The sequence below is a fragment of the Afipia dichlorophenoxyacetatis genome (assembly GCF_055386385.1).
Genome location: NZ_AP029250.1, coordinates 4,668,629 through 4,687,659 on the forward strand (window position 1 = coordinate 4,668,629; position 19,031 = coordinate 4,687,659).

The following is a 19,031-nucleotide window of genomic DNA, read 5'->3' on the forward strand; positions in this document are numbered from 1 at the left end:
GCCAAGCGCTCCCGCCTGGCCGCGCCGGAGGACCTTCATATCAACGCTGAGGGGTGGCGCCGGCATTTGCCGGAGCAGCCGCAGGCTTGCCAGTCGGATTGGCGAAGAAACGGAAGAACTCCGAATCCGGGCTAAGCAAGAAGCGCGTATCATTGTTCTTCAAGCTGGCTTCGTAGGCCGACATCGAACGATAGAAGGAAAAGAAATCAGGATCCTTGCCGTAAGCTTCCGCAAACAACCGGTTGCGTTCGCCGTCGCCCTCGCCACGGATCTGGTCTGCCTGCGAATTGGCATCCGCAATGATGACGGTCGCTTTCTTATCGGCCTCGGATCGGATCTCTTGCGCCTTCTGACCGCCTTGCGCACGGAATTCAGCCGCCTCGCGTTGGCGCTCCGTTTGCATCCGCTGATACACCGCCTGACTGTTCTGCTCAGGCAGATCGGCGCGGCGGATACGGACATCAATCACCGAGATGCCGTAGCTCGCGGCTTCACGATCGAGCTGCTCGCGAATGCGGCTCATCAATGCGTCGCGTTCATCGCGTACAACGTTGATAAAGGTCACCTCACCGAGCACGCGGCGCAGAGAAGCGTTCAACAGCGTCGTCAGCTGAATGTTGGCGGCCTGGATCGAACCCAGGGTTTGATAGAAGCGCAGCGGGTCCTTGATACGATACCGCGCGAACGCGTCCACGACGAGACGCTTCTGGTCCGAAGCGATGACTTCCTGCGACGGATTCTCGAGGTCGAGAATACGCTTATCGATGGTGATGACTGTGTCGATAAACGGAACCTTGAAATTCAGTCCTGGTTCCGTGACCACGCGCACGGGCTCACCAAGCCGCACCAACAATGCCTGCTCGGTTTGATTCACGGTGAAGATCGAGCTGTAGCCAACGACGATTGCGACCAGCAGCACTAACAGAGCAACAATACCTGCGATGCCGTTTTTCATCGGGTGCTCCCGCCCTGTTGTTGCGCTGGTGCCGGGGTCGGCAACGTGCGGCGCCCAATTTCACTGAGCGGCAGATACGGCACAACACCAGGAGATGATCCACCGTTCTGCTGATCGAGCACGAGCTTGTCGGCGCCGCCGAGCACTCGTTCCATCGTCTCAAGATAGAGGCGCTCGCGCGTCACGTCCGGCGCCTTCTTGTATTCGTCATAGACCTTCAGGAAACGCGCGCTCTGGCCCTTGGCTTCCGCAACCGCTTGTTCCTTGTAGCCTTCCGCGACCTGTAGAATCTGAGCAGCGCGACCGCGCGCATCAGGCACCACACGGTTGGCATAGGTCTGCGCTTCGTTCTGCAATCGCTCAAGGTCGGCACGTGCAGCCTGCACATCACGGAATGCGTCGATGACCTGTTGTGGTGGATCGACCTTCTGCATCTGAACCTGCTGGATCAAAATACCTGAACCATACGAGTCGAGGGTTTTCTGCATCAGTTCGAGCACTGCAGCTTCCGTCGTGGTGCGTGCACCAGTCAGAATCGGCTGAATGTTGGAGCGGCCAATCACATCGCGCATCGCACTTTCGGCTACCGCCTTCACGGTGCCTTCGGGATTCTGAATGTTGAACAGGAAGTCACCGACGCCATCCGGCTTGATGCGCCAGAGCACCGTGAAATCGACGTCGACGATGTTCTCGTCGCCCGTGAGCATCAAGCTCTCTTCCGGAACATCGCGGATAGCAGTACCGCCACCGCGCCGTGAATCGTCGACGACGCGCATACCGATGCTGAGCGTCGATACGCGCAGCGCCTTCGGCAGCAGCACGGTCTCGATCGGGTAAGGCCAATGATAGTTCAGACCCGGCTGCACCGTGCGCACATGCTTGCCGAAACGCAGCACGACACCGAGCTCTTCGGATTGCACACGGAAGAAACCGGACAGTCCCCAGATGGCCACCGCAGCCGCCAGAACCAGGAGAATGCCCATGCCGCCGAGGTGGCCACCCGGCAGAAAATTCTGCAACTTGTCCTGACCACGGCGGAGAAGGTCTTCGAGATCAGGCGGTCGTGGTCCCTGCGACTGCGGTCCCGACCCCCATGGGCCTTTCGGACCCTGACCCCACGGGCCTCCGCCTTGATTCTTCCACGGCATCGATACTCTCCTCCGCGCAGGGCTCTCGCCTTGCAATCTCTGGCCTTATAGGGGACGCGCCCGGTCCTTACAACGCAGGTTGTCGGCTCGAAAGAGCTAGGGCTCAGGCGAAATTTGTCAATGTAAACATCGCCCGACGCGGTTAACGCGTACACTGCGACTATATGCGGGGGCGGCCTCAGCTATGCCGCTTATATGTGACGTAGGAAAAATCCGCCGTGTCATTCTCACCCTTCACGTGGCGAAAGCGGGCCACTTCTTCCCATTCCTTTGGGCTAACCGGAGCCAGAAACGTGTCGCCTTCCGGCGTGGCATGCACCTGTGTGATCTCCAGCCGATCCGCCATATGCATCCATTGTGAAAACAGTTCGGCGCCGCCGATCACCATGACGTCAGTGACGAAACGCCGCAGCGCGTCACCGCGCGCAATGTCATGTGCGGCCTCAAGGGACGTTGCAACAACCACGCCAGGCGCCTGAAATGTGTTGTCGCGCGTGACGACAATGTTCGTCCGGCCGGGCAGCGCCTTGCCAATGGATGCAAACGTTTTGCGCCCCATGATGACCGGGCGATTCAACGTGATCTTCTTGAAGCGCTGTAAATCGGACTTCAGGCGCCACGGCATCGCGTTATTGAGGCCGATAACACCGTTCTCGGCGATAGCCACGACAAAAACGATGTCCAGATGTTCGCCGGCAGACACCGATGCGATCACACTGCGACCTCGGCCTTGATGTGCGGATGCGGATCGTAGTTCTCGAGTTTGAAATCCTCGTAGCGGAACGAGAAGATGTCTTTCACCTCGGGATTGATCGTCATCGTCGGCAGCGGCCGCGTCGGACGCGTGAGCTGCAGCCGCGCCTGCTCAAGGTGATTGGAATACAGGTGTGTGTCACCGAGCGAATGAACGAAATCGCCGAGCTTCAATCCTGTCACCTGCGCAACCATCATCGTGAGCAGCGCATAGGATGCGATGTTAAACGGCACACCGAGAAACACGTCAGCGGAACGCTGATACAGCTGGCAGGAGAGCTTGCCATTGGCGACATAGAACTGGAACAGGCAGTGGCATGGCGGCAGCGCCATCTTGTCCACTTCGGCAGGATTCCATGCACTGACGATCAGGCGGCGGGAGTCCGGATTTTTCCGGATCATGTCGATGACGTTTGAAATCTGGTCGATGCTGCGGCCATCCGGCGCGGGCCATGAGCGCCACTGCGATCCATAGACCGGTCCAAGGTCACCATTCTCGTCCGCCCATTCGTCCCAGATCGTGACGTTGTGCTCTTGAAGATAACGGATGTTCGTATCACCCTTCAGAAACCAGAGCAGTTCATAGACGATCGCCTTGAGCGGCAGCTTCTTGGTGGTGAGCATCGGAAATCCCGATGCAAGGTTGAACCGCATCTGGTGGCCAAACACGGACAGCGTACCGGTGCCGGTGCGGTCGGTCTTCTCCGCCCCATCGCTGAGAATTCGCTCTAGCAGATCGTGATACTGGTTCATGGTCTATCCGGCTCGCAGGCGTAGGCCCTATGCTTTCTAGCCGCCCCGTGACGCAGCCGTCTGCGGTGATTCGGGCTTAGATAGTGATTATACCCCGAAAAATGAGGGTCCCGTGGCTCCAAAACGACGAAGGACGGAACTCTCGTTCCGCCCTTCGCAATCAAGCAATATCGATACGGTCAGTTGGAGACCGGCTTCAGCACCGGGGTCCACTTGGCAATTTCGCTGCGGACCAGTGTGCGAAGTGCCTCGGGAGACCGTTCATCCTTCTTGGGAATGACACTTCCCAGCTCGAGCAGACGCTTCTGAACCGTCTCATCATCCAACGCCTTCACAATAGCTGCATTCAGCTTTGCAACGATTTCCGGCGGAGTCCCCTTCGGCGCGAACACTGCGTTCCAGGCCTGCGCCTGGAATTCGGGCAAGCCTGCCTCAGCCGTGGTCGGCACGTTTGGCAACGACGGATTGCGCTCCGGAGTGGCGATTGCGTAAGCCTTGATGGTGCCGGCGTTGATCTGCGGCACGGCATTCACAATCTGGTCGCACATGAAGTCGACTTGGCCGCCGACCAGCGCGTTCATCGCGGGACCTGTACCGTTGAACGGCACGCCTGTGGGATTGATCTTGAGCACCGAATTCAGCAGTTGGCACGACGTATAGGACACCGAACCCACACCGGCGTGAGCCGCGTTGAGCTTCTCGGTGTTCGCCTTCACATAAGCAACGAACTCCTTGAGATCCTTCGGCGGGAAATCCTTGCGCGCGAGGATCAGGATCGGCGTGCCGGCCAGCAGTCCGACCGGCTCAAAGCTCGTGTCAGGGTGATAGGCGAGATTCGGATACAGCGGCACCGAGGCGGCATGCGTGCCCATATGACCGGTGATGAGCGTGTAGCCGTCCGGCGTCGCACGTGCTGCGCGGGTCGAAGCAGTGGTGCCGCCGGCACCAACCACGTTCTCGATGATGATCGACTGGCCAAGTGTCTGCTGCATGTGGCCGGTGACGATGCGCGCGATAACGTCGGTCGGGCCACCCGCCGCGAACGGCACGATCATCGTGATGTTTCGCGTGGGGTAATCCTGCGCCTGTGCGGAAATCGCGCTGACTGCGCCCAGCGCCGAAAGCGCACAGGTCGCGAGCATACGCTGAAATAAATTCATAGCCTTCTCCCGGAGACAACTTTTCTAATCACGGACAGGTGATCCTGTCCGCCAGTGTCAACATCACCTTGGCGGAGGAGTCTATTCGACTTGGGGCTGAAGGGCGCGGCCCAACGCCGCACCCCTCTTTTGGACTTAGCTCTCGGACTCGACGAAAACTTCGTCGCGCTTTTTGCGCAGTGCGGGAAGCAATGCCAGCACAAGGAGGAAGGCCGCGATAGCGAGGAGAGCCGCTGACAATGGGCGGGTGAGGAAGACCGTCCAATCGCCACGCGAGATCAGAAGTGCGCGGCGGAGATTTTCTTCCATCAACGGTCCGAGCACCATGCCGAGCAACAACGGCGCAGCTTCGAAGTCGTGCTTGGCCAGCCAGTAACCGAACAGCCCGAACACGCCCGCCAGCACCACGTCCATCGGTGCATTGTTCACCGAATAGATGCCGATCGAGCAAAACACCACGATGGAAGGAAACAGCAGGCGATAAGGCACGCGCAGCAGGCGCACCCAGATGCCCACCAGCGGCAGGTTGATGATCAGCAGCATCAGGTTGCCGATCCACATCGAGGCAATCATGCCCCAGACCAGATCGGGCTGCTTCTGCATCACCTGCGGGCCCGGCACGATGCCGTGAATGGTCATAGCACCGACCATCAGCGCCATCACCGCATTCGGAGGTATGCCGAGCGTAAGCAGCGGGATGAACGACGTCTGAGCCGCTGCGTTGTTGGCGCTTTCCGGGGCGGCCACGCCTTCGATCGCACCACGACCGAAGCGCGACGGATTCTTCGCAATCTTCTTTTCAAACGTGTAGGCCGCGAAGGATGCGATCACCGCGCCGCCTCCGGGAAGAATACCAAGGATCGATCCAAGGATCGTTCCGCGCACGATCGCCGGTGCGGATTCCCTCATATCCTTCTTGGTCGGCATCAGACCAGTAATCTTCTGCTGGACCAGATTGCGGTCCATCGCAGCGCCGGGATCAAGGTTGCGGATGATTTCCGCGAAACCGAACACGCCCATTGCGACGGTAGCAAAGCCGAGACCGTCAGCAAGCTCAGGAATGTTGAACGACATGCGCGATGCGCCGGTCTCGATGTCGGAGCCCACCATCGACAACAGGATGCCGAGTGCGATCATCGCGATGGCCTTGAGCACCGAGCCTTTCGCGAGCACGACCGCGAAAATCAGACCCAGCACCATCAGCGAGAAATATTCTGCAGGACCGAATGCGAGAGCGAGCTTGGTCAGCGGCGCGCCGAGGACCGCGATCAGCACGGTCGCGACGCAACCAGCGAAGAACGAACCGATCGCAGCGATGGCCAGGGCCGGACCAGCACGCCCCTGCTTCGCCATCTGGAAACCGTCCAGCGCAGTGACCACCGACGTGGCCTCACCGGGAATGTTGACCAGGATGGATGTAGTCGAACCGCCATACTGCGCGCCGTAATAAATACCCGCGAGCATGATCAATGCGCCGACGGGTGGCAATCCGAAGGTGATCGGCAGCAACATTGCGACAGTCGCAATGGTGCCGATGCCAGGTAACACACCGACCAGCGTACCGACCAGCGCGCCGATCAGACACAGTCCAAGATTGATGGGCGAAAACGCGACAACGAAACCGTGGGCGAGATTTGCAAAAAGATCCATCGTCTCAGCCTCACCGCATCAGTGCGCGTGGCAGCAGCTCAAGCGGCAGCCCAAGCGCATAGGGGAATAACAGAGCACATCCGGCAGTCAGACATGCACCGACGATGACGGTTTCCTTCAGCTTCGTCTCATCGGAGCCGAGCGATGCGATGATGAAAGCGAGGAAGGCAGAAATGATCAGTCCGCACGGGCGAATGGCGAACGAGAAGAACACGATTGCTGCAGTCACGAAAATCGGACCGCGAACGCCGTAGCGTTGCAGCGGCGCGCCTTCGGTAATCAGTCCCATGAGTGCAACACCCGCGCCAAGGATGGCGAGCAGGACGCCAAACATGCGTGGTGCCGTTCCTGGGCCGAATGAAAACCCGCGCATGCCAGCCAGATCGCTCGATGCCCACAGGGCGAACAGAGCGATGCCCACCAAGGCCAAGCCGCCATAGAAATCCTGTGGCCCTTTGATGAAACCGCGTTGCGTAGACGGATTGGTTGCGCTGCCTGGCGCTTCACTCATCGACGTATCCCCCTCAACAGGCTTCTGCCCGTTCTACTTTTTGGACCGGGGTCACCCCGATAACCTTTGCTTACCGATTTTCCTTAGACCATGCCAGCAAAACCAAGCAAGCCTCCAGCAATCAACATCCAGATTGGGTTAAGCCGGGTGACGAGCGCCAGAACTGCGGCGGTGATCGTAATAGCGGCGGCGGCCCAGGTCCTATCCGACGTAAGTGTAAGGACGAAGCCACTGGCGCACATCAAACCGATGGAGATCGGAACAAGCGCGGCCTGAAATATCGCAGGCCAGGACGCATGGCTCGAACGCCGGAGAAAGTTGCTGACCAAATAGGCACACATCGCGGACGGCCCGCACATCGCGAATGTCGCGACCAGTGCGCCTGCGACGCCGGCCACGTGGAAGCCGATGAGGGTCACAATCAGCACGTTCGGCCCCGGCGACAATTGCGCAATTGCGAACATGTCCGAGAATTGCGAATCCGACATCCAGTGCTGAGCTTCCACCGCGACGCGATGCATTTCGGGAATAGTAGAATTGGCCCCCCCGATCGCGAGCAGCGACATCAGCCCGAATGTCCACGCAATGGTCAGCAACGTGCTGGTGGGAGAATTCATGGCACCGCCCGCCGTCGCACCAGAAATGTGACAAGGATACTGACCGGGATTGCAGTCAGCAGCACGGGCACCAGCGGCAAGCGCAGCACGCCGATAGCGATAAAAACCGCAACAAGCAGAATGAGCGTAACCGGGTCTCGTTTTTTCAGAAGTGGTACCATCATACGGCCGATCACGGCCAGAAACAGCCCGATCGCCGCGCACGACACCCCTGTCAAACTCCGTTGTAGAGCGGGGATTTGCCCGTATCGCGCGTACACGGCCGCTAGTATTGTGACAATGACCACCGGCGGGCCTACGAGACCGAGGAAGGCTGCGATGCTGCCGGGAATGCCCCGAAAGCGACCGCCGAACACCACCGAGAGGTTGACGATGTTCGGTCCGGGCAGGAAATGGCACAAGGCGAATGCCTCGTTGAACTCCTCCGGTGTCATCCAGCGATGCTGCTCGACGATAGCCCGGCGCGCCCACACAAGGACCCCGCCAAAACCAGCCAATGACATCTTGGCGAACGCAAAAAACAGCTCAAACAGTCCGGGCTGTTGAGAGGTCTGCGCGTCAGGGGTTGGAGAGGCAACCGGCAGAGAATCTGAGGACATACCTCGATTTAAAATGACCGGTGCCACACGCCAACCAATATATGCGGCTGCGCCGGCATGCGCTGTGCGCAACGTTCCCGATTTCCCATTCAGTCCCAAAACGGACCTTTTTTCGTAAGGCTTTGCGTCCTATATTGGGAGTGCCGGTTCGCTGGCTATGGAAATAAATGACCGTCGCAATAAACCATTCGGACCCGGGGGCAGCACCCGGCGCCTCCACCAAAACCCGGACTTTTCCTAGCCGATTTCGGCGGGTTTCGGCGGGGGCGAAACAGGATCGACGAGGGCGTAAAGGGCGAGTTTTTTCTCGGTATGGTTCCGCCGTTATCGGGCTATGCAATAGTTGCAAACGACAACTTTGCTCCGGTTGCTCAGGCTGCGTAACGCAGTTTGAAAGACCATCTTAAAGTCCTAGCGGGTTAAGCTCCGCTAGGCGGGGTTCGGAGGCACCTGGCAACAGAAGCCTCCACTCAATTTTGCCCGCCAGACACTTGTCGATTGCGCGAAATTTCTGCAATCCAGACGGGTGCTCCTGCTGACCGCAGGGTTTCCACAGGGTACGATGCGGAACGTGAGGCCGAGTCGGATCGTTGAATCGGCACCACTCTAAGCTCTTAAGTTCGACAGGATTTCCCAATGGCCACGGACCACATTCGTTATGATGTTTTGGCGCGCGATGCGCTCCGTGGCGTGCTGCGGCAGGTGCTGAAGGACGCGGCCGAACACGGCTTGCCGGGAGAACATCATTTCTACATCACCTTCCTGTCCACGGCCGAAGGCGTGAAGATTTCCCCGCGCCTGCTGTCGCAGTACCCGCAGGAAATGACGATCATCCTCCAGCACCAGTTCTGGGACCTGGTGGTGACTGACGATCGCTTCGAGGTCGGGCTGTCCTTCAATGGTATTCCCGAGCGCCTAGTGATCCCGTTCAGTGCTATCAAAAGCTTCTTTGATCCCTCGGTGCAGTTCGGCTTGCAGTTCGAAGCGAACGAAGACGCCGCGAGCGCTCCAAGCGCCGAGATCGTGCCTGCTCCTGTCGCCGAACCCGCCAGCCGGGATGAGGCGGAGACCGCCGACGAACCGGCGAAACAGGGCGAAGGCGCCGAAGTCGTGCGGCTCGACCGGTTCCGCAAGAAATAACTCCGCCAGCCGCCCCGGTCTCGCGGCCCCATTTACCGTAAGGTTTTCTCGCCCTCACCCAGAACGCGCCTGACCAAGGGTCAGCGATAATGGTTGCCTAGGGCAAAACAGATATGGGACAGGTTCTGCGGCCGCCGCGCGTATCGCCTTACGACGTTGCTATCGGTTCTCTGGACGCCATCAAACAAAACGTCGATGGCGTAATCCCTGGACTATTCCAACTTTGACAACAATTGACCGTCACTCGGCTCCGCTCGGTGACAGCTCTTTCGATACGTTCTAATCACCCCTTCTCGTTACGCAGCGAAGAATTGGCCGACCGATTGCGCGCAATGACCGTGAAGCTCTAAGCTTCACCTCACTGCATCGTACCGGAAAGCATCATGGCCATTTCAAAAAAACCGACGCGCACCGAAACCGACACGTTTGGACCAATTGAGGTGCCGGGAGATCGATATTGGGGCGCGCAAACCGAGCGATCGAAGCACAACTTCAAAATCGGTGGCGAGCGGATGCCGATGCCGATCATTCGCGCCCTTGCAATCGTGAAGCTTGCAGCTGCCCAGACCAATCTTGAGCTTGGCCTGCTCGACCAGCGCCGTGCCCGTGCCATTATTCGTGCAGCCCGCGAAATCATCGACGGCAAACTCGACGATCATTTCCCGCTGGTGGTCTGGCAGACCGGTTCAGGCACACAGACCAACATGAACCTCAATGAAGTGATCGGCAATCGCGCCAGCGAATTGCTCGGCGGCGAACCCGGAACGAAGAAGCCGGTTCATCCCAACGATCACGTCAACATGAGCCAGTCTTCGAACGACTCCTTTCCAACCGCGATGCATATCGCTGCTGCCGAGCGCATCACCAACGATCTGATCCCGGCCTTGACCGTGCTGCTCAAGGCGTTGCGCCAGAAGGAAAGAGCTTTCGAAAAAATCGTCAAGATCGGCCGCACGCACACGCAGGACGCAACGCCGCTGACACTGGGACAGGAGTTCTCCGGCTATGCATCGCAGGTCGAAAGCGGCATTGCACGGCTGAAGATGGCAACGAAGGATCTTTATCCGCTCGCACAGGGCGGAACGGCTGTCGGAACCGGTCTCAATTCAAAGCCGCGCTTCGCCAAACTGTTCGCGCAGCATGTTCGCACCATCACCAAGCTGCCGTTCATCAGCGCGCCGAATAAATTCGAAGCACTGGCTTCGAACGACGCCTATGTATTCGTTCATGGCGCAATCAATTCAATGGCCACCGGCCTGTTCAAGATCGCCAACGATATCCGCCTGCTTGGCTCCGGACCCCGCTCGGGATTGGGCGAACTAATTTTGCCCGAGAATGAACCTGGCTCATCGATCATGCCCGGCAAGGTCAATCCAACCCAATGTGAAGCGATGACCATGGTGTGCTGCCAGATCTTCGGCAACCACACGACGATCACCGTTGCCGGCAGCCAGGGACATTTCGAACTGAATGTCTACAAGCCGGTTCTGGCGCAATGCATGCTGCAATCAATCCAGTTGATGGCGGATGTGGCACGGTCGTTTACAGAGCACTGCATTGTCGGCATCCGTGCGGATGAAAAGCGCATCCATGACTTGATGGAACGATCATTGATGCTGGTGACGGCACTGGCGCCCAAGATTGGATACGACAACGCCGCCAAGGTCGCGAAGACGGCACATGCACGGGGCACCACACTGAAGGAAGAGGCTCTTCGGCTTGGTTTCGTTTCGGCGGCGGAATTCGACAAGCTGGTGCAACCGGACAAGATGACGCACCCCGGATAAGCTATTGCGCCATTTGCCAGGACACTGTCATGTCGTCGCACCTGGCAAATAGTTAGCCCAATCGGCTACCTGCATGCCGCATCGCATGCTAAATCTCAGGGACACCTCGCGAGCTTTTGGCTCGCGACGAAGGAACGGTTCCTATGAGACCCGAACAAGTCGAGACAAATTATAAATTTGCGTACGCCAACAGGCCGCGCATTGCATCCGTTTGAAGATGATGGGGGCGTTGTGGGCGATTTGGTCAATTTGAACCGATTTAAGAAGCGAGTTGTACGCGAGGCATCAGCGAAAGAAGCCGAAGCCAACCGTTCACTCTTTGGTCGCACCAAAAGCGAACGTCAACGCGATGAGCTGCAGAAGCAGCAGGCAACGAAATTGCTGGATCAACATCGCCTCGACGACGGGAGCTCCACATGAAATCACCAGTCGTCAAACGCTCGATTGTCGTCGCCGGTCACAAGACCAGCGTCAGCCTGGAAGAAGCTTTCTGGAACGGCATGAAGGAAATTGCTTCGGTGAAGCACCTGACTTTGTCCGAACTGGTCGGCGAGATCGATGGCGGTCGCCAGCAAGGAAACTTGTCATCGGCTATTCGCCTGTTCGTTCTCGACTACTTCCGCTCGCGCGCCATGCCGCCAATTCAAAGCACCGGCAGCAGCACGTCCCACATGGAAGAAACGCGTCAGTAGGCTTCTTCAGCACCGACAATCCGGCGTTGTCGCAAAACGCGGCAACGCCGATGTCTCTCGCGCGAAAATTCTCAGAACGAGCCGGAAGTCGGCGGTGTCAGCACCAATGGCGGCGCGGGACGCGGTCTCGGCGGCGGAGCCCGCACGGCCCCCGGCGCAGGACGCACCGTGATGGGCGGCGGCAACGGCTGAACCTGCGAATTCACAACCGATGGATCGGGTTTCGATACTTGCGGTGTAGCCGCAGGCGGCACGCTGACACGAGGCGGCGCAGGCTTTGCGGCAGGCGTCTTTCTACGAGGGTCACGATGCGGAATCCGCACATCCGACTGCGGAAGCGGCTCTGCCGCGGGCTCTTCCCATAGTTCGTCAGATTCGGGCGGTGTCGTTATCCCCTGCTCCAACTGATCGAGCCGCCGCGTTTCACGATCAATCGCCCTCATCGCCAGCCATGACGACAAAGCAGCGACATCAAGCGAACGCGTCATGGCGTCGGGCGATCCGTTCAGATCAATCCGGATCTCAGGACGGCCCGTGATCGGCCTTGTCGGGATCGGCGACAGCACCGCGCGAATATCGGCCTGATCCGCTGCGAGATCATAGCCGCCCGCCACCGAGACACGAGCGCGCTCGCCCTCAAGCGTCGCGGTATCGAATCGTAATCGTCCATCCCTGATCGCGAAGGGGATTTGAGCCGATTGGACCGGTAATGCGCCCGCTGACAGCACCGGATCAATAATTCTCTTCAGGCTCTCGTCGTCAAACGCCTGCCCGTTGTCGCTGGCGCGAATGCCAACTTCAAATGCGCGAGGGTCCAATCCGGCAATGCGCGCATCCTTCAGCATCAGCGTGCCCGCGCCTGACAAAGCACCGGATAACCCGGCCGCGCTGCGCGCCTGGCTCGCCAGTGACATTTGCAGCGATGTCTGCCCTTGCGGCATCGCAAGGCCCCGATAACGCAGCGCGGAGCCATCGACATTGGTGAGCTGCAGCCGCGCATTCACCGAAGTGCCTTGGACCGTCTGACGTGCGTCGAGCGCAATGGTTGCCTCTCCACCTCCAATACCCCCCTTGACGTTTTCGAGCACCAGCGACTGACCGTCCCCCTTGATTGCACCGCTCAGCGGCTGCAGCTCGCCGCCTCCCGGTAACGCGCCGCGCAATGCCTCGAAAGCCAATTTTCCACGCCAGCCGCGCAGTAACCCGCGACCGAGCGGCTCCGACGGATCGTGGCCAGTCGCACCAAATGCGAGCGCAGTCAGGGCCGGCAGATCGACCGTGTTCATTCCGATCTCGCCATCAACACCGATCTCATCGCCGCGTGTCAGGGTGAGACGTCCTCGGACACGAGCTCCACCGACCGTGCTGTCAATGTCTTCGAGCTTGAACGTGGGTCCCGACATGCTCAGGCGCGACGTCAGACTGGCATCGAGGGATGCCGCACCGGCAGGCTTGATATCGAACCATGCGCCGAGATCGGCATGGCGCACAGCAACATTCAACGCAGCCGTTGGAGGATCAGCCAATGGATCGGCCGTGCCTTGCACATCACCGTCCACACCGGCGCCGGACAGCTTTGCCTTCACGCGCAATGGCTCCCGCCACACACCGGCAGCCGAGGATTCAAACTTCGCCGGCCCATCTTGTGCAGCAAGCATACCATCCAGTCCGAGCAGTTTCAGCATCGCGACCGTCTGATCGGACCCCAGCTTTGTCTCCACATTGAATTCCGTTCGCTCCAGCGATGCTGTGTCAAAGGCCTGCACCGCGGCGCGCGGCGGAGATGCCGTCAGCGTGACCGCTCCCTTGATTTGCGGGGAACTGATGTCCATCACGGCGCGTACATTCATCCGGTCATTGCGGTCAGGTGCCTTGTCGAGGCTCGCTGACAATTGCAGCCGCGCCGCCTCCGGCGTCTTTGCAAGTGAATTGAGCCGATCAGCCACAACGGATGAGAAAGGCGCGATGAAACTGCTGATGTGGTCGAGCGACGGCACCGTGGCTGTTAACGACAGTTTTCCGGCATTTCCGTTTCGATCGAACGAGCCGGTGCCGCTGACCGCCATATTTTCCGCGCGACCAATCTCCAGGCGCTCGATCAAAACGGATTTCGGACCATAGGACAGATGCGCGACCACCGGACTGACGTCCTGCCCACCTAGCTTTGCGCGCGCGATATCCACGGACACTTTTGCCTCGGACGGCCACTCGAATTGCGGACCGGCCGCCGAATTCAGAAGCCATTTCACATCGTCGAGATCGACGGACGGCGATTTCACCTCCGCCTCGAGGCGAGCCCCCTGCAATGCAACGCGTCCCTCCAAGGGGCTGCCGTCGATATCGGCTTTCATCGCATTGATGCTGAGTTGATCTTTTCCGATGGCAAGATCACCCGAAACTCCCACGGGCAATTCACTGCGATAGGCAACAGAGGCACGCCCTTGCAGCCAATCCGCCAACGTCTTGGCTGTGCTTGTTCGAAACGTAAACGGGCCGGAAAAGCTGGCGCTCTCTCCCAACGGCTTGATCGTTCCGCTGAGCGACAGCCGCGTGCCGCCTGTTGATTGCAGGTCGAGCTTGTCGACGGTCCACGCCTCCGGTCCGCCCTGAAGACTGACAGCGAAATTCTGAATCGATCGCCCTCCAAGCGCGATCTGGTCCGAGTTCAACTCAATTTGGGTGGAAATCGGCAATGGCGGTAATGCCGTCATCAGGCTCCGCGTCGCCGGGAGCAACCGAAGCAGCTCGCCGTTTCCGGCATCCTTCGCCAGCAGACGATCTGCATCAAGCTGCCGCGCGGACAAAGTCAACCGCAGCAGCGGCGATGTACCAAATCCAAGATCACCGCTGCCGCTCAGCCGCAGCGCACTGTCCTCGGGACCAATGGTGGCTTCGATCTGGTCGAAGGCCGCGGATGATGGATTGGCCTTGAGCCGCGACACAACTTTCCACGGCAATGCACCGGAGGATTTCGCATCCGTTAACCGCGTCAACGTCAATGTACCGTCGAATTTCGGGACCAGCGCATCGAAGGTCAATACACCGTCCAGATCTCCCGATATGGCACGCTGACTGTGATCCGCAGAGAAACGCACACGGGTCCCTTTGCCATCGTTGGTCTGGCCCGAAGAGATGCGGAACGGCATGCGCACGCCTTGGAGAGTAAATTTCCCCTCGCCACGGATCACACCGGCCAGCGCGCGCACGTCGCCGTTGAAAATAAGGTCGTCGATGCGAAGCGTGGTGCCGCTCGCGGCATCATTCAGGGACATGTTTCCCGTAAGATTCAACCGATCGATGGTCAACGACCCGAGACTGAATTTGCCAATGGATGCGGGCCATTCGAAGCGGCCCTCCCGGTCGAGGCCAAGATTCAACGCAAAACCGTTAAGCGACAATTCGCTCGCGCGCCATTCGCCGCGCATCAGCGAACCGAGGCTGAATTCAACATCGAGCTTGTCGGCACGTACCTTGCCGGCATCACCATCGCCGCCGACCGTGACCGATTGCAACCGCAACGTCGGCGTCGGCAGCAGCCGCGCGTCAAGCGTGCCGTCCACGCGCACCGGCGCCCCCATCACGCGCGAGGCCTCCGCCTCGAACTGTGAGCGAAACTGGTTCCAGTCGATAAAAAACGGACCGATCAGCGCTGCAACCAAGGCAACGATGAGAGCAATTGCCAGTCCGAGCAGGGTTGTCTGCAAGGCCTTCCCTCGGAAACACCGTTGCCGATGTGACCGCGGCAACAGCGTTACATTAAAGCCAAGTGCGGCGAAGTCACAGCGGCGTTTCGCAGCGCCCCACCGGGAATTGAGTTCGTCGCAGGCTCATACCTTGACGAACAAGCCGTTTCGAATACAGAATTTGGCGTTCCCGATCCACACCCCTCGAAGGAGGGACACGTTATGTCGACGGAAGAGTCGCGATCACTTGAGAGAACGGGCGCGTCCCCTGACGCGATCATCTCCCATTACGACATGGGCGAGGATTTCTTCCGGCTCGTTCTCGATCCGGATCTAAGTTATTCATGCGCAATGTTCGAGGGCGACGAAGACCTCGTGACAGCTCAAAACCGGAAACTCGACCACCATATCAGTGCGGCCTCCGCCGCCGGCACTGCCCGGGTGCTCGATATCGGGTGTGGCTGGGGTGCAATGCTTCGGCGGCTGGTCAACCATGCCGGTGTGGAGCAGGCAGTCGGTTTGACGCTCAGCCCGTCGCAGGCGCGCTGGATTCGGCAATCCGGCGGTCCCAAGATTACCGTCCTTGAACAGGACTGGCGCGATCATCGGCCAGAGAAGCGATACGACGCCATTATTTCGATCGGCGCATTTGAGCACTTTGTGCAGAAGGGCCTCGATCCGGTCCGAAAGCTCGACGCGTACCGCAGCTTCTTCGCCTATTGCGATCGTATTCTGGCAACGGGAGGAAAGCTCTCGCTCCAGACCATCGCCTATTCCGAGCACCACAAAGTCCATCCTCTGCTGGAAAAAACATTTCCCGAGAGCGACCTCCCGCTGATTTGGGAACCGATTGCCGCGGCCGAGGGGCGTTTCCAGCTGATGGCCCTGCGCAACGACGGCGACCACTATTACCGGACGCTGCAGTTCTGGGAACAAAACCTGATGAAGAACTATGACAAGGCTGTCGCTCTTGTCGGTCAATCCGCGACTGATGAATTCCGCCGTTACCTGCAGCTGTCGGCTGCAGGTTTCAGGATCGGGATGGCGAGCCTGCTGCGGATGAGCTTCGTGAAGAAATATTGATCGCTTCCGGGTTCAGGCCGGCGGCAGGATCTTCCCCGGATTGAGAATGTTGTGCGGGTCGAACGCAGCCTTCACTGCGCGCATGGCCGCGACCGCTTCTGGTCCGAGCTCGGTTTCAAGATATTTCTGCTTACCCTGCCCGATGCCGTGCTCACCGGTGCAGGTGCCGCCCATGGCCTGGGCACGCTCCACCAGACGATGCAAGAACTCATCGGCGCGTCGCACTTCATCGGGATCATTGACGTCGCACAACATCGAACAATGGAAATTGCCGTCGCCGACGTGACCGACGATCGGAGACAGGAGCCCGACCGTCTCCAGATCCTTCTCGGTCTCGACGACGCATTCAGCCAGCCGAGAGATCGGCACGCATACGTCCGTTGCCACCGCCTGCGCGCCGGGCCGCAACCCTCGCACAGCCCAATAAGCATCGTGCCGCGCCTGCCAGAGCCGGTTGCGATCCTCCTGACGTGTTGTCCACTCGAACGCACCACCGCCGCACTCGCGGGCGATCTCGCCAAACATCTGCGATTGCTCCGCGACATCAGCTTCGGTGCCATGAAATTCGAGCAGCAACAGTGGCGTCTCCGGCAACGACAATTTCGAATAGGCATTACAGGCCTTCACCTGAGCCGCGTTGAGCAACTCAATCCGGGCCAGTGGAATGCCAGTCTGGATCGCGAGAATGGTGGCATTACAAGCGCCCTGCACTGTCGCAAACGAACATGAGCCCGCCGCAATCGACTGCGGAATACCACGCAGCCTGATCGTCAGTTCGGAGATGATGCCGAGCGTGCCTTCGGCGCCGACGAACAGATGGGTGAGATCGTAACCGGCCGAGGATTTCTTGGCGCGTGTGCCAGTGGTGATGATTTCACCATCGGCACGAACTACCTTCAACGCCAGCACGTTGTCACGCATGGTGCCGTAACGCACCGCGTTGGTGCCCGAAGCGCGGGTCGACGCCATCCCGCCGAGCGATGCATCCGCACCGGGATCGATCGGGAAGAACAGCCCTTGATCGCGCAGGTATTCGTTGAGTGCCTTGCGCGTCACGCCGGGCTCGATGACGCAATCGAGATCGTCCGGATGCACCTCAAGAATGCGGTTCATCTCGCGCAGATCGATGCAGACGCCGCCCGCCGGCGCATTGACCTGCCCTTCAAGCGAGGTCCCCGTGCCGAATGGAATCACCGGTACGCGTCGCTCTGCGCAGATCCGCACCACGTCCTGAATGTCCTCGGTGCTGCGGGCCATTACCACTGCATCCGGCGGCTGCGGCGGCAGCCAGGTCGTCGTATGCGCATGCTGTTCGCGCACGGCTTGCGAGGTGATCAGACTGTTGCCGAAACGCGCGGCCAGCGCCTCAATTGCGCTTGAGACGGCAGAAGGTGCCGGACGTGTCAGGGCTGCGTTGGAAAAGGCCACGGTCGCTCGCTTTGTTCAGAAATGCCGATGTGGCGCGGACCGTGGCAAAGGATGTATAGCGGGTCAAGAGAGACGCGACATGAACCGGGACTTGTGATGACGACCACGCTTTCCACCGACAACGCGCCGCAGCATCTGCCGGCCCCGTTTCTGACCACCATCATGCAGGTAGAGCCGCAATGGATCGACTACAACGGCCACCTCAACATGGCGTACTACAACGTGCTGTTCGACCGTGGCATCGATCAGATGTGGCTCGAGCTCGGTATCGGCCCCCAGTACATGAAAGAGCGTAACAGGTCGACATTCACCGCCGAAGCCCACGTCCGGTATTTGCGCGAAATCCACCTCGGTGATCCGGCTCAGGTTGCGGTTTACATTCTCGAAGCCGACGAGAAGAGAATCCACACCTTTGAAGAACTGCGCCACGCGACCGAAGGCTGGATCTCCGCTACGTCAGAGAATATCACTCTTCACGTCGATATGGGCATACGAAAAACGGCACCGTTTCCGCCTGACATTGCCGCGCGCATTCGCGCGGTTCAGCAGGCTCACAGCGCCGTTCCTCGTCCCGAAGGCATTGGCCGGCGCATCACGATGCCGGCCAATTGATCCTAACGAATATCAAACCCCGCCCTTTCGGCGTGACAGGCCCACCACAGCGGAGATCAGGAACAATACGATCGCGACGAAGAACACGATCTTGGCGATTTCGATTGATGCACCCGCGATGCCGCCGAAGCCCAAAAGGCCTGCGATCAGCGCGATGATCAGAAATGTAACGACCCAACTCAGCATGACACGCTCCTGCGTTCGTTTTGTGCCAGGGAGCAGCGTGCGCTCCAGATGCAAAACCAATCCGCCTTAGGAACGAAAGTTCCATCGCTCACGGCCCCAGAAATGCGAGTCTTTTGGGGAACGAAATCAGTCTTCTGACTGGGTTGTGAGCCAGTCGCCGCTCACGGAGATGAAGTCTGTCGGAACGGCCTGATCATGCCTATATTCCTTGCGATCTTCTGAGAGAGCTCCATCCGGTCCGCGCATGATCCCATTGGGGTGAGTGCTCGTTGAT

The 19,031-nt window shown here is 59.2% G+C and carries 18 protein-coding genes and 1 other RNA gene; 7 read left to right on the forward strand and 12 right to left on the reverse strand.

What is annotated here, in order from left to right:
* Positions 1-40 precede the first annotated feature (40 nt).
* The 9 genes from hflC to ACZ5C3_RS21920 form a co-directional block, all read right to left on the reverse strand.
* Complete coding sequence (gene hflC / locus ACZ5C3_RS21880; RefSeq protein ID WP_464032979.1) at positions 41-955, reverse strand: protease modulator HflC; 915 nt, start codon at positions 953-955, stop codon at positions 41-43.
* Positions 952-2,103 carry an FtsH protease activity modulator HflK gene (hflK, locus tag ACZ5C3_RS21885; RefSeq protein ID WP_464032981.1) on the reverse strand — a complete coding sequence of 384 codons (1,152 nt, stop codon included), beginning with the start codon at positions 2,101-2,103 and terminating at the stop codon, positions 952-954. The genes hflC and hflK overlap by 4 nt, the downstream gene beginning before the upstream one ends.
* A 178-nt stretch (positions 2,104-2,281) precedes the next feature.
* Positions 2,282-2,818, reverse strand: a complete 537-nt coding sequence (locus tag ACZ5C3_RS21890; protein ID WP_464032983.1) for a dihydrofolate reductase — start codon at positions 2,816-2,818, stop codon at positions 2,282-2,284.
* The gene (locus ACZ5C3_RS21895) at positions 2,815-3,609 is read right to left on the reverse strand and encodes a thymidylate synthase (protein ID WP_464032984.1); all 795 of its coding nucleotides are present in this window, start codon (positions 3,607-3,609) and stop codon (positions 2,815-2,817) included. Before ACZ5C3_RS21895 ends, ACZ5C3_RS21890 begins: the two co-directional genes overlap by 4 nt.
* A gap of 179 nt (positions 3,610-3,788) precedes the next feature.
* Positions 3,789-4,769, reverse strand: coding sequence for a tripartite tricarboxylate transporter substrate binding protein BugD (locus ACZ5C3_RS21900; RefSeq protein WP_464032986.1), 981 nt, complete (start codon positions 4,767-4,769; stop codon positions 3,789-3,791).
* A gap of 135 nt (positions 4,770-4,904) precedes the next feature.
* The gene (locus ACZ5C3_RS21905) at positions 4,905-6,419 is read right to left on the reverse strand and encodes a tripartite tricarboxylate transporter permease (RefSeq protein ID WP_464032988.1); all 1,515 of its coding nucleotides are present in this window, start codon (positions 6,417-6,419) and stop codon (positions 4,905-4,907) included.
* Between the two features lie 10 nt (positions 6,420-6,429).
* Positions 6,430-6,930, reverse strand: coding sequence for a tripartite tricarboxylate transporter TctB family protein (locus tag ACZ5C3_RS21910; RefSeq protein WP_464032990.1), 501 nt, complete (start codon positions 6,928-6,930; stop codon positions 6,430-6,432).
* 83 nt (positions 6,931-7,013) lie between these two features.
* Positions 7,014-7,547, reverse strand: coding sequence for a chromate transporter (locus tag ACZ5C3_RS21915; protein ID WP_464032992.1), 534 nt, complete (start codon positions 7,545-7,547; stop codon positions 7,014-7,016).
* On the reverse strand, positions 7,544-8,146 hold the full coding sequence (locus ACZ5C3_RS21920; RefSeq protein WP_464044273.1) for a chromate transporter: 603 nt from the start codon (positions 8,144-8,146) through the stop codon (positions 7,544-7,546). The genes ACZ5C3_RS21915 and ACZ5C3_RS21920 overlap by 4 nt, the downstream gene beginning before the upstream one ends.
* 103 nt (positions 8,147-8,249) lie before the next feature.
* Here ACZ5C3_RS21920 and ssrA point away from each other — a divergent pair.
* From ssrA to ACZ5C3_RS21945, 5 genes are all read left to right on the forward strand, one after another.
* Positions 8,250-8,617, forward strand: a transfer-messenger RNA (tmRNA) gene (gene ssrA, locus ACZ5C3_RS21925).
* A 165-nt stretch (positions 8,618-8,782) separates the two neighbouring features.
* Complete coding sequence (locus tag ACZ5C3_RS21930) at positions 8,783-9,286, forward strand: SspB family protein (protein WP_464032993.1); 504 nt, start codon at positions 8,783-8,785, stop codon at positions 9,284-9,286.
* Between the two features lie 383 nt (positions 9,287-9,669).
* Positions 9,670-11,073 carry a class II fumarate hydratase gene (gene fumC, locus ACZ5C3_RS21935; RefSeq protein WP_464032995.1) on the forward strand — a complete coding sequence of 468 codons (1,404 nt, stop codon included), beginning with the start codon at positions 9,670-9,672 and terminating at the stop codon, positions 11,071-11,073.
* Between the two features lie 177 nt (positions 11,074-11,250).
* Entirely contained in the window at positions 11,251-11,493 is a 243-nt protein-coding gene (locus ACZ5C3_RS21940; RefSeq protein ID WP_464032997.1) for a DUF4169 family protein, read from the forward strand.
* Positions 11,490-11,765: a ribbon-helix-helix domain-containing protein gene (locus tag ACZ5C3_RS21945; protein ID WP_464032999.1), complete on the forward strand. Its 276-nt coding sequence runs from the start codon at positions 11,490-11,492 to the stop codon at positions 11,763-11,765. Before ACZ5C3_RS21940 ends, ACZ5C3_RS21945 begins: the two co-directional genes overlap by 4 nt.
* A gap of 71 nt (positions 11,766-11,836) precedes the next feature.
* On the opposite strand, the gene ACZ5C3_RS21950 is transcribed toward ACZ5C3_RS21945, so the two are convergent.
* Complete coding sequence (locus tag ACZ5C3_RS21950) at positions 11,837-15,469, reverse strand: AsmA family protein (protein WP_464033001.1); 3,633 nt, start codon at positions 15,467-15,469, stop codon at positions 11,837-11,839.
* Positions 15,470-15,670: 201 nt separating this feature from the next.
* Here ACZ5C3_RS21950 and ACZ5C3_RS21955 point away from each other — a divergent pair, with 201 nt between their 5' ends.
* A complete protein-coding gene (locus ACZ5C3_RS21955; protein ID WP_464033002.1) occupies positions 15,671-16,531 on the forward strand; it encodes a class I SAM-dependent methyltransferase in 861 nt (286 codons plus the stop codon).
* Positions 16,532-16,543: 12 nt separating this feature from the next.
* Here ACZ5C3_RS21955 and ACZ5C3_RS21960 read toward each other — a convergent pair whose 3' ends face one another.
* Positions 16,544-17,959 carry an FAD-binding oxidoreductase gene (locus ACZ5C3_RS21960; RefSeq protein ID WP_464033004.1) on the reverse strand — a complete coding sequence of 472 codons (1,416 nt, stop codon included), beginning with the start codon at positions 17,957-17,959 and terminating at the stop codon, positions 16,544-16,546.
* 96 nt (positions 17,960-18,055) lie between these two features.
* Between ACZ5C3_RS21960 and ACZ5C3_RS21965 the strand changes: the two genes are divergently transcribed.
* On the forward strand, positions 18,056-18,571 hold the full coding sequence (locus ACZ5C3_RS21965; protein WP_464033006.1) for a thioesterase family protein: 516 nt from the start codon (positions 18,056-18,058) through the stop codon (positions 18,569-18,571).
* Positions 18,572-18,583: 12 nt separating this feature from the next.
* Here ACZ5C3_RS21965 and ACZ5C3_RS21970 read toward each other — a convergent pair whose 3' ends face one another.
* Positions 18,584-18,757, reverse strand: a complete 174-nt coding sequence (locus ACZ5C3_RS21970; RefSeq protein ID WP_464033008.1) for a DUF1328 domain-containing protein — start codon at positions 18,755-18,757, stop codon at positions 18,584-18,586.
* Positions 18,758-19,031: the final 274 nt, after the last annotated feature.